Annotated in this window: 13 protein-coding genes; all 13 read left to right on the forward strand. The window is 62.6% G+C overall.

What is annotated here, in order from left to right; translation table 11 throughout:
• Window positions 1-19 precede the first annotated feature (19 nt).
• The 13 genes from galE (at window position 20) to P3T18_RS04555 (ending at window position 15,291) form a co-directional block, all read left to right on the forward strand.
• Window positions 20-1,042: a UDP-glucose 4-epimerase GalE gene (galE, locus tag P3T18_RS04495; protein ID WP_429298701.1), complete on the forward strand. Its 1,023-nt coding sequence runs from the start codon at window positions 20-22 to the stop codon at window positions 1,040-1,042.
• Window positions 1,043-1,104: 62 nt separating this feature from the next.
• Window positions 1,105-2,922 carry a glutamine--fructose-6-phosphate transaminase (isomerizing) gene (gene glmS / locus P3T18_RS04500; protein WP_429298702.1) on the forward strand — a complete coding sequence of 606 codons (1,818 nt, stop codon included), beginning with the start codon at window positions 1,105-1,107 and terminating at the stop codon, window positions 2,920-2,922.
• A 255-nt stretch (window positions 2,923-3,177) separates the two neighbouring features.
• Window positions 3,178-3,876, forward strand: a complete 699-nt coding sequence (locus P3T18_RS04505; protein ID WP_429298703.1) for a gluconate 2-dehydrogenase subunit 3 family protein — start codon at window positions 3,178-3,180, stop codon at window positions 3,874-3,876.
• Between the two features lie 120 nt (window positions 3,877-3,996).
• Window positions 3,997-5,766 carry a GMC family oxidoreductase gene (locus tag P3T18_RS04510; RefSeq protein ID WP_429298704.1) on the forward strand — a complete coding sequence of 590 codons (1,770 nt, stop codon included), beginning with the start codon at window positions 3,997-3,999 and terminating at the stop codon, window positions 5,764-5,766.
• Window positions 5,767-5,779: 13 nt separating this feature from the next.
• Window positions 5,780-7,156, forward strand: a complete 1,377-nt coding sequence (locus tag P3T18_RS04515; protein WP_429298705.1) for a c-type cytochrome — start codon at window positions 5,780-5,782, stop codon at window positions 7,154-7,156.
• Between the two features lie 575 nt (window positions 7,157-7,731).
• Complete coding sequence (locus P3T18_RS04520) at window positions 7,732-7,968, forward strand: Flp family type IVb pilin (RefSeq protein WP_429298706.1); 237 nt, start codon at window positions 7,732-7,734, stop codon at window positions 7,966-7,968.
• Between the two features lie 65 nt (window positions 7,969-8,033).
• On the forward strand, window positions 8,034-8,567 hold the full coding sequence (locus P3T18_RS04525; protein ID WP_429298707.1) for an A24 family peptidase: 534 nt from the start codon (window positions 8,034-8,036) through the stop codon (window positions 8,565-8,567).
• Window positions 8,568-8,588: 21 nt separating this feature from the next.
• Window positions 8,589-9,644: a Flp pilus assembly protein CpaB gene (cpaB, locus tag P3T18_RS04530; protein WP_429298708.1), complete on the forward strand. Its 1,056-nt coding sequence runs from the start codon at window positions 8,589-8,591 to the stop codon at window positions 9,642-9,644.
• Between the two features lie 56 nt (window positions 9,645-9,700).
• Window positions 9,701-11,155, forward strand: a complete 1,455-nt coding sequence (locus tag P3T18_RS04535) for a type II and III secretion system protein family protein (RefSeq protein ID WP_429298709.1) — start codon at window positions 9,701-9,703, stop codon at window positions 11,153-11,155.
• A gap of 9 nt (window positions 11,156-11,164) precedes the next feature.
• Window positions 11,165-11,545: a CpaD family pilus assembly lipoprotein gene (locus tag P3T18_RS04540; protein ID WP_429298710.1), complete on the forward strand. Its 381-nt coding sequence runs from the start codon at window positions 11,165-11,167 to the stop codon at window positions 11,543-11,545.
• A 37-nt stretch (window positions 11,546-11,582) separates the two neighbouring features.
• Window positions 11,583-12,800, forward strand: a complete 1,218-nt coding sequence (locus tag P3T18_RS04545; RefSeq protein WP_429298711.1) for an AAA family ATPase — start codon at window positions 11,583-11,585, stop codon at window positions 12,798-12,800.
• Window positions 12,797-14,320: a CpaF family protein gene (locus tag P3T18_RS04550; RefSeq protein ID WP_429298712.1), complete on the forward strand. Its 1,524-nt coding sequence runs from the start codon at window positions 12,797-12,799 to the stop codon at window positions 14,318-14,320. Before P3T18_RS04545 ends, P3T18_RS04550 begins: the two co-directional genes overlap by 4 nt.
• Window positions 14,317-15,291 (forward strand): type II secretion system F family protein, encoded by a 975-nt coding sequence (locus P3T18_RS04555; protein WP_429298713.1) that lies wholly within the window; start codon window positions 14,317-14,319, stop codon window positions 15,289-15,291. Before P3T18_RS04550 ends, P3T18_RS04555 begins: the two co-directional genes overlap by 4 nt.
• The last annotated feature ends 9 nt before the right edge of the window (window positions 15,292-15,300 follow it).

Below are 15,300 nucleotides of genomic sequence, written 5' to 3' on the forward strand. Positions count from 1 at the left end.
ATAAAAAAAGGAATTTCGCATGGACCTGAAAGGCACGATTCTCGTCACCGGCGGCGCGGGATTTATCGGCTCGCATACCTGTGTCGAATTGCTGAACGGCGGCTACGACGTGGTGGTGGTCGATAACCTCGTCAACAGCAACCGCGAGTCGCTCAAACGCGTCGAGCAGATCACGGGTAAGCGCGTCGCGTTCTATGAAACGGATTCGCGCGACGAAGCCGCGCTGCAACGCATTTTCGACGCGCATCCGGTCAGCGGCGCGATTCACTTCGCGGCACTCAAGGCGGTGGGCGAATCGGTCTCGAAGCCGATCGAGTACTACGACAACAACCTCGGCAGTCTGTTGACGCTGCTGTCGGTCATGCGCGCGCGCAATGTGAAGCAGTTCGTGTTCAGCTCGTCTGCCACGGTGTACGGCGTGCCGAAAACTTCGCCGATCGACGAATCGTTTCCGTTGTCCGCCACGAATCCGTACGGGCAGACCAAGCTGATCGCCGAGCAGATTCTGCGCGATCTGGAAGTATCGGATGCGTCGTGGCGCATCGCCACGCTGCGTTATTTCAATCCGGTCGGCGCGCACGAGAGCGGTCTGATCGGCGAAGATCCAGGCGGCGTGCCGAACAACCTCATGCCGTATGTCGCGCAAGTGGCAGTCGGCAAGCTGGAAAAGCTGCGCGTGTTCGGCGGCGACTACGACACGCCGGACGGCACGGGCGTGCGTGATTACATCCACGTGGTGGACCTGGCGCGCGGACACCTGGCGGCCCTCGATGCGCTGGTCGCGCGCGACGCCAGCTTCGTCGTGAACCTTGGAACGGGGCAGGGCTACAGCGTGCTGGACGTGGTTCGCTCGTTCGAAAAGGCGTCGGGCAAGCCGGTGCCTTATGAAATCGTGGCGCGTCGTCCGGGTGACGTCGCGTCCTGCTTCGCCGATCCGGCTGCAGCGGAAAAGCTGCTCGGCTGGCGCGCGCAATACGGTATCGAACGCATGTGCGCCGACCACTGGCGCTGGCAATCGACCAATCCGGCCGGCTACGCCTGAGGCCTTATCCGATTCGGGGCAACTTGCCTCATCGAAACAACATCACGTGGAAACGCAAATTTATGTGTGGCATTGTCGGCGCGGTAGCGCAACGTAACATCGTCCCGGTTCTGATCGAAGGACTGCGGCGTCTCGAGTATCGCGGCTACGACTCGTGCGGCGTCGCCGTGTTGGACGCCAGCGGTCCGCGACGCGCGCGCAGCACGGCACGCGTCGCCGATCTCGACGCGCAGGCGCGCGAGACGCATCTCGAAGGCGGCACGGGCGTGGCGCACACCCGTTGGGCGACGCATGGCGCGCCGGTCACGGACAACGCGCATCCGATCTTTTCGAAGGACGAGCTGGCGCTGGTGCATAACGGCATCATCGAAAACTACGAGCCGTTGCGCGAGATGCTGCGTGCCAAGGGCTATGTGTTCGTGTCGCAAACCGACACCGAAGTGGTGGCGCATCTGGTGCACAGCCTGTATCGCGGCAATCTGTTCGACGCGGTTCGCGAGGCCGTGAAGCAACTGGACGGTGCCTACGCGATCGCGGTCGAGCATAAGGCTCATCCGCATCTCGTGGTGGGCGCGCGGCAAGGTTCGCCGCTCGTCGTCGGTATCGGCGAAGGCGAGAATTTCCTCGCTTCGGATGCGTTGGCGTTGGCCGGCGAAACCGAACGCTTCATCTTCCTGGAAGAGGGCGACGTGTGCGAGCTGACGCTGGAGCGCGTGCGAGTCGTGAGCCGCGAAGGCGTCGACGTGCAGCGTGAAGTGCGCACGGTGGCCGCCTACGGTGGCGGCGTGGAACTCGGCCCGTACCGGCATTTCATGCAGAAGGAAATCTTCGAGCAGCCGCGCGCGATCGCCGATACGGTGCCGCAGGGCGAGTCGCTCGATGCGTCGCTGTTCGGCGAAACGGCTGCCGCCGTGTTCGCGGATATCGACAGTCTGCTGATCCTTGCTTGCGGCACCAGCTACTACTCGGGACTGACGGCCAAGTACTGGCTCGAGTCGATTGCGAAGATTCCCACGCAGGTTGAAATCGCCAGCGAGTACCGGTATCGCGATTCGGTACCGAATCCGAAAGCGCTGGTGGTGGTGATCTCCCAATCCGGTGAAACGGCCGACACGCTCGCCGCGTTGAAGCATGCGCAGTCGCTCGGACACAAGCACACGCTGTCGGTCTGCAACGTGGCGACGAGCGCGATGGTGCGCCTGACGTCATTGTCGTTTCACACGCACGCGGGCCGCGAGATCGGCGTGGCCTCGACTAAGGCGTTCACCACGCAACTCGTGGGACTGTTCGTGCTGGCCACCACGCTCGGTAAAATTCGCGGCACCGTGAGCGCCGAACAGGAAGCCGACTATGTGCGTCAGCTGCGCCATTTGCCGGCCGCGCTGAATGCGGTGCTGGCGCTGGAACCGCAGATCATCGCGTGGTCTGAGAAGTTTTCGGGCAAGGAAAGCGCGCTGTTTCTCGGACGCGGATCGCACTATCCGATCGCGCTCGAAGGCGCGCTCAAGCTCAAGGAGATCTCCTATATTCACGCGGAGGCGTACCCGGCTGGTGAGTTGAAGCATGGTCCGCTGGCGCTCGTCACCGATGCGATGCCGGTCGTGACGATCGCGCCGAACGACACGCTGCTCGAAAAGCTGAAGTCGAATCTTCAGGAAGTGAAGGCGCGGGGCGGCGAGCTTTATGTGTTCGCGGATACGGACACGCGGATCGGCAGCGAGCCGGGGATTCATGTGATCAGAATGCCGGAGCACTACGGCCCGTTGTCGCCGCTTTTGCATGTGGTGCCGTTGCAGTTGCTGGCTTATCACACGGCGTGTGCGCGCGGGACCGATGTGGACAAGCCGAGAAATCTGGCGAAGTCGGTGACGGTGGAGTGAAGGTTTGAGGTGGGGCGGCCGACGGGTACGTCGGCCGTTTCCAGAGAGTGCCGCACTCAAGTGCTGGAATGCTGGAGCGCCGGAATGCCGGGTTCGCAGCATGATTTATTTAGAAACGGTAGAGTCCCTGTGTCCGATCGCCGCACATGATGCGATCGACCATCAGAGCGTGGGGAGACGGGTCATCGGTCAAAAGCCGAAGACTGCACTAAGCCCGCCATCATCCTGGCGGCCTCCCACACGGCTCATCTCTACATGAAAAAAATTCAGATTTCGCCCGCGCGCCGGGCGTTCATGCGTGATGTCATCGCTATCGCGCCTGCTGCAGTGGCGGTCGGCACCGGCGTCGTCGGCACGACGATCGTCAAGGCTGCCGCCGATCCGCAACGCTACCAACCCGCTTATTTTTCCCCGGACGAATGGACCACGCTCACCGCGCTGGTCGATCGCCTGATCCCCGCTGACGACACCGGCCCCGGCGCCGTCGAAGCAGGCGTTGCCGAATTCATCGATCGGCAGATGAACCTGCCGTATGGTCACGGCGCGCTGTTCTACATGCACGGACCGTTCGCGCAGAACCCGTCGCCGCTGATGGGCTACCAGTCGCCACTCGCGCCGCGCGACCTTTACCGCCACGCGCTGGCCGGCCTCGACCGCACTGTACGCACTGCCCACGGCAAGTCATTTGCCGAACTCGACGCCGCCACGCAGGACGACGTGATCGGGCAACTCGAACACGGCAAGCTCGCGATCGGCGATGTGCCGCCCGCGGACTTCTTCGCACAGCTTCTGCAGAACACGCACGAAGGCTATTTCTGCGATCCGAAGCATGGCGGCAACAAGGGCATGGCAGCCTGGAAGATGATCAACTTTCCAGGCGCCCGCGCCGACTACATGGACCAGGTCGAACAATACGGCAAGCGTTATCCGCTTCCGCCGGTCTCGATCGGCTGAACGACGCACGGTCATTTTTACGTCCATTGTTGGAACCGGTTCCAAATTTTGCCGGTGACAGGGCGGAAATGTGCCTGCCACATACGATTTACAGGGGAAAGAGCAGTGACCGATCGAACCATGAAGCCAGTCGACGTCGTGATCGTCGGCTTCGGCTGGACGGGCGCCATCATGGCGAAGGAATTGACCGAGGCGGGCCTGAACGTGCTCGCGCTCGAACGTGGCGCTTATCGCGACACCTATCCGGATGGCGCGTATCCGAAGACCATCGACGAGTTGACGTATCTGCAGCGCTGGAAACTCTTCCAGGACATGTCGAAAACGAGCTTCACATTCCGCTGGAACATGAACGACGCGGCCATGCCGTACCGGCAGATCGGCGCGTTCAAACCTGGCGAAGGCGTGGGCGGCGCGGGCCTGCACTGGTCCGGTCAGCATTGGCGCGTGTTCCCCGAAGAACTGCGGATCAAGAGTCACTACGAAGAAAAGTACGGCCGCAAGTTCATCCCGGAAGGCATGACGATCCAGGATTTTGGAGTGAGCTACGAAGAACTCGAACCGCACTTCGATTTCGTCGAGAAGATGATGGGCACCTCGGGTCGCGCGTATCGCGTGAAAGGGCAGGTGGTGAACAACGGCATGGGCAACCCGTTCGAGGCGAACCGTTCCGACGAATTTCCCACGCCGCCGCAGAAGACGCCGTACACCGCGCACCTGTTCGAAATGGCCGCGCGCGAGGTTGGGCTGCATCCGTTTCAGGAGCCGTCCGCCAACGTGTCGCAGCCGTACACGAACCAGTACGGCTGCCAGATGGGACCGTGCAATTTCTGCGGCTTCTGTTCCGGCTACGCCTGCTACAACTACTCGAAGGCGTCGCCCAACGTCAACATCATGCCGGCCTTGCGTCAGGTGAAGAACTTCGAGTTGCGGGCTCATTGCAACGTGTTGCGCATCAACCTCGACAGCACGAAAAAGAAAGCGACCGGCGTGACTTACGTGGACGCGCAAGGCAATCAGGTCGAGCAGCCCGCGTCGATCGTGATTGCTAGCACGTTCGCCTATAACAACGCGCACCTGTTCCTCGTCTCGGGCATCGGCAAGCCGTATGACCCGGTCACGGGCAAGGGTGCGGTCGGCAAGAACATCGCCTACCAGACGATGTCGACCGTCAAGGCGTTCTTCGAGCCGGGCAAGAACACCAACAACTTCATTGGCGCAGGCGGCAACGGCGTCGCGGTGGACGACTTCAACGCTGACAACTTCGATCACAGCGGACTTGGCTTCGTCGGCGGCTCGCCGGTGTGGTGTAACCCGGCCGGCGTCAAGCCGATCTCGGGCATTCCGGTGCCGGACGGCACGCCGAAGTGGGGCGCGGCGTGGAAGCACGCAGTGAAAGACAGCTACACGAACTTCGTGTCGTTCGACGTGCATGGCTCGAACATGGTGTATCGCGACAACTACGTCGATCTCGACCCCACCTACAAGGACGCATGGGGCCAGCCGCTGCTGCGCTTCACGTTCGACTGGAAGGACAACGACATCCGCATGAGCAACTGGGTGACCGGGCAGATGATGCAGGTGGCTCACGCGATGAATCCGAGGTCCATCGGCGTTTCGATGCTGAAGCAAGGTGACCACTTCGACCTGCGCCCGTACCAGACGACTCACTGGGCCGGCGGCGTCGCGATGGGACCCGACCGCGAGACGAGCGTGCTCAACCGTTATCTGCAGAGCTGGGACGTGCATAACGTGTTCGCCGTCGGCTCGGGTGTGTTCCCGGTGGGCATCGGCTACAACCCGACCGGCCTCGCCACCGCGCTCGCTTACTGGTCCGCGAAGGCCATCCGCGAGCAATACCTCAAAGATCCGCGTCCTCTGATCGATGCCTGAGGACCACGCCACCATGACAAAATTGAAGCATCTCGTTCTGGCCGCCGCCACGCTGTGCGGCCTGATTGCTCCCGCTGCGTATGCCGCCGGCAGCAGCGCCGACGCCGCATTGATCGAGCGCGGCGCGTATCTCGCGCGTCTCGGCGACTGCATTGCCTGCCACACCGCGCGCAACGGCAAGCCGTTCGCCGGCGGCCTCGCCATACAGACGCCGATCGGCCGCATCTATTCGACCAACATCACGCCGGATCGCGATCACGGCATCGGCGCGTGGACCTACGACGATTTCGCCGTGCTGATGCGTCACGGCCAGACGAAAGCGGGCTATGCGGTGTATCCGGCGATGCCGTATCCGTCGTACTCGCGCGTCAACGACGCCGACATGCACGCGCTTTACGCGTACTTCGAGCATGGCGTCGCACCGGTCGCCGAGGCCAATCGGGCCAATGAGATTCCGTGGCCACTGTCGATGCGCTGGCCGCTGAAAATCTGGCGCTGGATGTATGCGCCGACTCCCGAGCCGTTTGCCGACGTCGCGGGTCCGGACGCGTCGGCCGAACACGGTGCGTATCTGGTCGAAGGCCTCGGGCATTGCGGCAGTTGTCACACGCCGCGCAGCGTGACGTTGCAGGAAAAGGCGCTGACCGGCGACGGCAACGCGATCTATCTGGCAGGTGGCGGCGCAATTGACGGCTGGATCGCTCCGAGTCTGCGCAACGAGCACGGCGGCGGTCTCGCGAACTGGAACGAGCAGGAAATCGTCGAGTTCCTGCACACCGGACGTACCGCGCGCACCGCTTCCTTCGGCGCGATGAATGACGTGATCGCCGATTCGACGCAGTTCATGACGACGCGCGATCTGCAGAGTATCGCGCTCTATCTGAAGTCGCTCGGCGCGCAGGCCGGCAATGAAGCGACGAAGCCGTATGCGTACGACGCGCACGTTGCCAGCCAGTTGTTCGTCGGTAACGTGCCGGCTGTGCCGGGCGCACAGTTGTATCTGGATCGCTGCGCTGCGTGTCACAAGTCGAACGGCAAGGGGAATGGCAAGGCGTTCCCGGCGCTGGCCGGCAACCCGGTGTTGCAGACGGCGAATCCGACGTCGGCGATTCATATCGTGCTGTCGGGCGGCGCGCAGCCGTCCACGCAGACAGCACCGTCGACGCTGACGATGGCGCCGTATGCCGACATCCTGAGCGATCAGCAGGTGGCGGACGTCGTGAGTTTCATCCAGACGGGTTGGGGCAACACGGGTGGCAAGGCGACGGCCGCTCAGGTGGCGAAGATCCGCAAGGGTGCAACGCCGGTCGAGGCGCGTGGTCTGCAAGTGGCGGAGCCGGAGTTGCATCACGCCGCACCGGCCGATCAGGCGTCGGGTACACGCGGCTAATCAGTTCGTGGCTGAACGCATGATCGAACCGCGATCGCCGGATAGGGCGATCGCGGTTCACCTTTTGCCGTGCAGCGCTCTATTCCTCGCCAATTAGTCCAACGAATTATCAGACAAAAAACGAACTATTTGAGCAAACTTCTCTTTTCGTTGCCGACGCAACGAAATAAAAATCTTAAAGGAAAAAATACCGCTTCCGTTCCGTGTTCCGCGCCTCAAGATAGTTGAAAATAGTACTGCCCCTGCGCTTCTTTTCGTGAATCATGAGTGCGCCGCCGGTCATATTCCAATAGCAGCTATTCGTTGAATAGGCTTGCGCAAACGTTTAAACTGATACACAGTGAAACGCTTTCACTGCAGCAACTTTTACCCATCACACGCGCTGCAATGGCGCAGTTCTTCAAATAAGCATTTCTCGCCCCCTCAAGCTTCCCGATCTGCGTTCGCCTATCGGCATTTTTATTCAAAACTTAAGTCCCGAAAAGACTGCGTTTTGAATCGCATATCGAAAAATTATTTCTTCTTTTCCTAGATACGATTGGCCCACTTCCCAAAGCAACCGAATCGTTGGGTGCGTGCAGGAAGCTTTTGAAATCTGGAAAAGGGGTGAGCAAAAAATGCGTCAACTGATGAAGAAATTTGCAAAAGACGAACGTGGCGTGAGCGCTATCGAGTACGCAATTCTTGCGGCGCTGATCGTCGGTGCGGTGACGGTGGGTGCCGTCACGATGGGCGGAAACGTAGCTTCGCTGTTCACGAAGGGCAATGCGCAAGTGAGCAACGCAGTAACGAAGGCTCCGGCAACGAACTAAAGTCCGGACACGGCGGTGCGCTTTGCTGGCACCGCCGCCTTCCCGGCCGACACCCGAGCCCCTCCTTGTCTCTTTTCATTCGCCTACTCGCCAGCGTCGCGCTTCTCGCGCTCGCGGCCTATGACATCCGTCATCGCCGGTTGCCTACGCGACTCGTTATCGCGGTGGGCGTGCTGTATTTCGTCGACGCGATTATCGCGGGCGATCCGCTTTATCTCATTCTCAAACATGGCGCCGTTGCGCTCGCCGTGTTCGTCATCGGCTTCGTGATGTTCGCGCTGCGTTGGGTAGGCGGCGGCGACGTCAAGATGGCCGCAGCAATTTTCGTGTGGACCGGCGGCGCGCTTGCGTGGCCCGTTCTCATACTCGTTTCGCTGGCCGGGTTGCCGGTCGCCGCCTGCAGTGTGCTGGCCGCGCGCGTCACGCGCCGCCGCGAGCGCGCAGCCGGCGAAGAAGCCGCCGCCGCGCCGCGCCGTCCTGTCGAGCGGCTCGCGCACTGGCTTTCGGCGAAACGCGGCGTGCCGTATGGCGTTGCACTTGCAGTGGGTGGTACCGCTGGTCTGTGGTTGCCCGTCATTTTCCGTTTGCCTCGTTTTTAAGCTTCCAGCCGGGCCGCCGTCATGTCCAATACTGTCAAACTCCTGTTGCTCGTAGTTGCCGCCGGGCTCTTCGCCGTTCTGGCGCGCACGTTGTATCTGAATGCGGCGAGCAATACGCCCGCGCCCGTCGAGACGAGCAAGATGATTCGCGTCACCGCGGCCGATCTCCCCGAAGGTTTGCTGCTGCGCGAAACCGATTTCGGCTGGCGCGCCGTTGCCGATGGTGACGTGCCCAACGGTGCCATCGTCAAAGGTATCGACGGCCCCGAACTCAAGGGCGCATTGCTGCGTCATCCGATTGCGAAAGGCGCGGTGATTGTCACTGCCGACGTGATTCCGGCCAATGACCCCGGCTTTCTCGCCGCAACGCTCAAGCCGGACATGCGCGCCGTGTCGGTGGCCATCGACGACGTCTCCGGCAATGCCGGTCTCATCCAGCCCGGCGATTTCGTGGACCTGTTGCTGACGCAACAACTGGATCGTCAGGACGCTTCGCGCGACATGTCGATCACCAGCGAAACGGTTGCTCAACGCGTCCGTGTCCTGGCGGTCGGTTCGCAGTTCCATCGCCCCACGGGTAACAACACGGTTGACTCGGAGCCGCGTGCAACGGCACGCACCGTGACACTGGAAGTCACACCGCATCGCGCCGAAGTGATTGCCGTGGCCAGCAAGCTGGGCAGCCTTTCGCTGGCGCTGCGCAGTTTCGCGCGCACGACCGTGGTAAATGCCGCGAGCGACGCGGTCGAAGACGCACCGCCGCCGGTCTACGCAGGCGACATCACGCACACCGCACGCGTGCAGCGTGCCAGCGCGCCGGCACCCGCCGAAGTGGTCCGCGCCGCCCCGGTCGAGGCACCCGTGCAGGTTTTCCGTGGCTCGGAGAAGACGGCCGTATCTAGCGAGCAGGCCGGTGCATGGAGCGCAGGCGTTCCGCCGCTGCCGCCGATTCCGACGGCCATGGCGCTGCCCGGCGCGACGAAACAGATAGTGGCAACGCCGCCGGCGGGCAAGCCCGCCGCGACGATGAAGCCCATCGCACAACAGTATGTCGACGGCGTTCCGGTGGCGCAGTGAATCCCACCATGATCAACCGACGCTTTGAATCGAACGTATCACCGGAACCTTCCGTCATGCCCGCTTTCTTCAAACCGCTTTGCGCGGCTGTCCTGATGTCGTTCGCCGCGTCGTTTGCCTGCGCGGCATCCAAAGGCACGATTCTCTCTGCGCCGCGCAAGGTCGCCGCTTCGCCGACGCATGCCGACGCGCAGCCGCAAGCGTCGGTTGCCGGCCACGAAGCGCAGTTGACGGTCGCGGCCGGCAAGGGCGAAATGGTCCGGCTGACGGAGCCTGCCACTGCCGTGTTCGTCGCCGATCCGGAAATCGCCGACGTGAACGTCCCGAACCCGCGCGCGGTGTTCGTGCTCGGCAAGAAAGCCGGCACCACGACGCTCTACGTACTCGGCGCCAACAACAAGCAGGTGTTGCGGCAAACCATCGTGGTGAGCCAGGACGTCACCACACTGGATTCAATTCTGCGTACGCGCTTTCCTGCGCTGCATTTGAATCTCATCAGCGCGCCTGGCTCGCTGATGATTTCCGGCGACGTCAACAATGCCGCCGAAGCCGACGCCATCGTGCAGACGCTCACGCCGTACATGAAAGAAAAGGAACAGCTGATTAACCGTCTGTCGATTCCGCGTCCGCAGCAGGTTCAGTTGCGCGTGCGGATCACGGAGATCGATCGCAACGTCACGCAGCAACTCGGCATCAACTGGAGCACGATCAGCAATTTTGCCGGCAACTTTTCGGCTGGCGTGTTCAGCGGGCGTCAGATCATGAATCTGAACACGACGCCGAACACGGTGAACCTGCCGAGCAACAACGCGTTCTCGGTGCTCGGCGGCTTTTCCACGTCGCACACCAACATTCAGGCGCTGATCGATGCACTGAATCAGGAGGGCCTCATTTCCGTGCTGGCCGAGCCGAATCTGGTTGCCTTGTCGGGACAAACCGCGAGCTTTCTCGCGGGCGGCGAATTCCCGATTCCGATCCAGCAGCAGGACAACGCGATCACCATCGAATTCAAGCAGTTCGGCGTGAAGCTCGACTTCACGCCCACCGTGCTCGCCGACAACCACATCAGCCTGAAAGTGCGGCCTGAAGTGAGCCAGCTCGATTCGGGCGCGAGCATCACGACGGGTGGCATCACCATTCCGGGTCTGTCGGTGCGGCGTCTGGACACCACCGTCGAGCTTTCCAGTGGACAAAGCTTTGCCATCGGCGGTCTGTTGCAGGCCAATACGAATGACGTGATCTCTCAGGTGCCGGGGCTCGGTTCGCTGCCCGTGCTCGGCAAGCTGTTCACCTCGACGAACTACCAGAACAACAAGACCGAACTGGTCGTGATCGTGACGCCGTACATCGTGCAGCCGACCGATCCGGGCCGCCTGCGCACGCCGACCGATTCGATGGCCGTGCTGAGCCCGAGCAGCGACGTCGAATACACCTATCAGAAGAAGATCGGACTGGATCCGCTCTCCGCCTCGACGCCACGCCTCGTCGGCGCGGCAGGTTTCATTTACTGAGCACGCACCATGTCCATCCGCTCATTGTTCTACGCGTCGATCGCCCTTGCTGCCTGCACGTTGCTGGGCGGCTGCTTCACCAAGCCGTCGATCGGCATGCCCGACGCTTCCACGCTTTCGTATGACGGCCATTCCGTGATCGGTCCGGATTGCACGGACTTGGAACGCGAGTCGCTCGTTACGAACGCCGGGTTCCGCCGGCCGAGCGTCGCATTCGGCTGCGCAACCTATAGCAATCTGGCCGCGCAGATCGCGCGCCCGGCCGACATCGTGAGTCCCAAGCCGATGGGTCCGGCCGACGGCGCGGTCGCCGCCGCCGCCGTGCGCCGCTACCAGTTGAACGAGGTGACGCCGCTCGACCAAACCAGCACGCGCCAGCAAGCCAAGTGACGACCGTGACGACCCCGAACTCCAGCAGGAACGCAACATGAGCCTCATGAGCCTGATCAAGCCGGGCGCGGCACAAGCCAGCAAGTCGTGCGAATTCCTCGCTTTCGTGGCCGACCGCGACAGCGAGGGCGCCGTGCGCCGCTATGTGCTCGACCAGATGATGCCGCACGCCCACGTGGCGGTGGGCGACATCGACGCGGCCATCGAATTTCTCAAAGGCGCCGAGCGTTCGCCTTCGCGTCTGCTCGTCGATATTTCCGGTTCGACGATGCCGGTCTCCGACCTCGCGCGTCTCGCCCAGGTCTGCGAACCGTCGGTGAAGGTGTTCGTGCTCGGCGACCGTAACGACGTCGGCCTGTTCCGCAACCTGCTGCAACTCGGCGTCAGCGACTACGTGGTCAAGCCGATCGCGCTGGAACTGCTGCAACGCACACTGGACGGCGACACTCACTCCCCGATCAACTCGGCGCGCGCCGGTAAGGTGGTGAGCTTCATCGGCACGCGCGGCGGCGTGGGCGTGACGACGCTCGCGCTCTCGATCAGCCAGCATCTGGCGGCGGATACGCATCGCCGGGTCGCGTATATCGACGTGAATCTGCGCGGCGGCGCGGTGCATTCGATGCTCGCCCTCGACAGCAACAATGGTCTTGCCGACGCACTCACGAACGTGCACCGGCTCGATCCGCAATACCTCGAACGAACGTTGCTGCCCAAGGGCAACCGCTTTTTCGTGCTGTCGTCCGAACTGGAATACGGCGCGGACTTCACGCCGCCGCCGGGCGGTCTCTCGGCGCTCATCAACGTGCTGAAGAACAGCTTCCACTATGTCGTGCTCGACGTGCCGAATGCACAGTCGCCGCTCGCCGAGGAAGCGATCTCGGCGTCGCGCCGGGTGTTCGTGGTGGCCGACCGTTCGGTGCACTCGGCGCGTCACGCTCCGCGCCTGTTCCGCTATGTCGAGAGCCGCTCGGGCACGCCGTCGGCGTCGCTCGTGCTGAACAACCCGACGCCGTCGATCCCGACTCAGGTGAAACCCGCCGACTTCATGCAGGCGGTGGGCCGGGTGGTCCAGGCTGAAGTGCCGTACGACGGCCGCAGCGTCCAGACTGCGGAAAACCTGGGCGAAGCAGGGCGCTTCACCTCCGCGTCGGCATTCGGTGCAGCGGTCGAGCAGTTGAGCGCCGACCTTACAGGGCAGCCGATCGTCGCGCAGCCGGGTTGGATCGCACGACGTCTCAAGCGCAGGAGCGCATGATGTTCGGACAGAAGAACGACGCGCCCGACACCTACCATTCTTCCAGCACGCTCGACGCGCTTAGCGCGATCGATCGCGCCGCGTCGGCCGGAGCGAATGCCGGCGACGCCGCATCGCATGCTGTGCATGCCGTGCACGGGTCGCCTGCATCGCACGCGCCGCACGGTGCACACGTCGCCAGTAGCGCTGCGCCGGGTGCCGGTGCTGCGATTGCGGGCCTGAGCGCCGCGCCGCACACGCCGAACGAGGGCAGCGAAGCGTTGATCCGCTCGGACAATTTCCGCATCATTCGCACCGCCGTGTACGCGGGCATGAACGTGTCGGCCGTGGTCGTGCAAACGCGTCCGCAGGTGCGCAAGGGCATCGAGCAGATCGGCGCGCAGATCGTCGAACGCGACCGTCTGAACGTCACGCAGGTCGAGTTGAATCAGATCGTCGATGAAATTCTCAACGACATGTTTGGCGTCGGCCCGATCGAGCCGCTGCTCGCCGACGACACCATCACCGACATTCTGGTGAACGGTTCCGATCAGGTTTACGTGGAGCGCCACGGCCGCCTCGAACTCACGCCGCTCAAGTTTCGCGACAATGCGCACGTGGTGAACGTCGCGCAACGGATCGCCGCCGCCGTGGGCCGCCGCGTCGACGAAAGCAGCCCGATGGTGGATGCGCGTCTCGCCGACGGCAGCCGGGTCAACGTCGTGCTGCCGCCGCTCGCGCTGCGTGGCGCGTGCATCGCCATTCGTAAGTTCAGCAAGCGCAACATCACCCTTGCACGCATGGCGCAGCAGGGCAACCTCTCCGAACCGATGATGCGGGTGCTGAAAATCGCCAGCGCGTGCCGTCTGAACACGATCATTTCCGGCGGCACGGGTTCCGGCAAGACAACGCTGCTCAACGCGATGTCGCACTTCATCGACGCACGCGAACGAATCCTGACGATCGAAGACGCGGCCGAATTGCAATTGCAGCAGCCGCACGTGGTGAGCCTCGAAACGCGGCCCGACAACACCGAAGGCACTGGCGGCGTGAACCAGCGCGACCTCGTGCGAAACGCGCTGCGGATGCGGCCGGACCGCATTATTCTCGGCGAAACGCGCGGCCCCGAAGCGTTCGACGTGTTGCAGGCCATGAACACCGGCCACGACGGCTCGATGACCACAGTCCACGCGAACACACCGCGTGACGCGCTCACGCGTATCGAAAGCATGGTCATGATGGCGAACGGCAATTTGCCGCTCGTGTCGATTCGCCGCCAGATTGCGAGCGCCGTGAATCTGATTCTCCAGATCGAACGGATGCGCGACGGCATGCGCCGCATCACACGTGTGACCGAAGTGGCCGGCATGGAAGGCGACGTGATCATCACGCAGGATCTCTTCACGTTCCGCTACGACGCGAGTTCGTTCAACGACGAAGTGAAAGGCACGTTCGAGGCCTCGTCGGTACGGCCTGCATTCTCGCAGCGCGCCGCTTATTACGGCCTCGAAGAAGCGCTTCAGGAAGCGATGCAGTCATGACGCCCGTCGACATTCTCACGGTCTCGGTGTTCGTCGGCTTCCTGTTCGTCGGGTTGATCGTGCGCGTCATCATGCGTTCCGCGCGCACGAGCGCACCTGTGCTGATCAAGGCACGGCTCGGCGTAATCGCCCAGAAGAACGGTGGACGTGACAGCATTGCAGGCGAACGGGCGGCGAGCGGCTTTCGCGCGCAGGTGAACAATCATCCCGCGAAGGCGTGGCTCGAAGCGCGTATCGAGCGCCTGAAGATCGTGGCGGGACCGCGAGGTGCGGTGATCGTGGCGATCGCGGCCGTGCTGATGTTCGGCGCGAGTCTCGGCGCGCTGCACTATGCGCCGCTGCCGGGTTGGGGCACGCCGTTCGCCGCGCTCGCGATCATGGCGTTCATGACGTACCGTCTTTATCACAAGCTCATCGCGCATTATCAGTTGCGCTTCGTGAACGCGTTTCCCGACACGCTCGACCTGATCATTCGCGCCGTGCGCGCGGGTGTGCCAGTGACGCAGGCGATCGTCGCGGCCGGCGACGAAGGCAGCGAGCCCGTGCGTGCCGAGTTTAAGACGATGGGTCATTCGCTGAAGGTGGGTATCGGCATCGACGAAGTGCTCGAAGTCGCGGTAAAACGCATCCAGATTCCGGACTTCTCGTTCTTCTCCGTGTGTCTGCTGCTGCAACGCGAAACCGGCGGACAGCTGGGCGAGACGCTCGAAAACCTCTCCGCGATCATTCGCGCGCGCCGCGACCTGCGGCTCAAAACGCGCGCGCTGACGGGCGAAACGCGAGTGGCCAGCAAGATCATCGCCGCCGTGCCGTTCTTCATTCTCGGCGTTCTGTATCTGGTCAGCCGCGATTACATCATGTTGTTGTTCGAGCGCCCCAGCGGACACACGATCCTGTTCATCTCGGGAGCGCTGCTCGCCACCGGCCTGCTCGTGATCTCGAAGATGTCCAACCTCGACAACGCACGTTAAAGGCACGCT

The organism is Paraburkholderia sp. GAS199 (assembly GCF_050436585.1).
Taxonomy (GTDB): Bacteria; Pseudomonadota; Gammaproteobacteria; order Burkholderiales; family Burkholderiaceae; genus Paraburkholderia.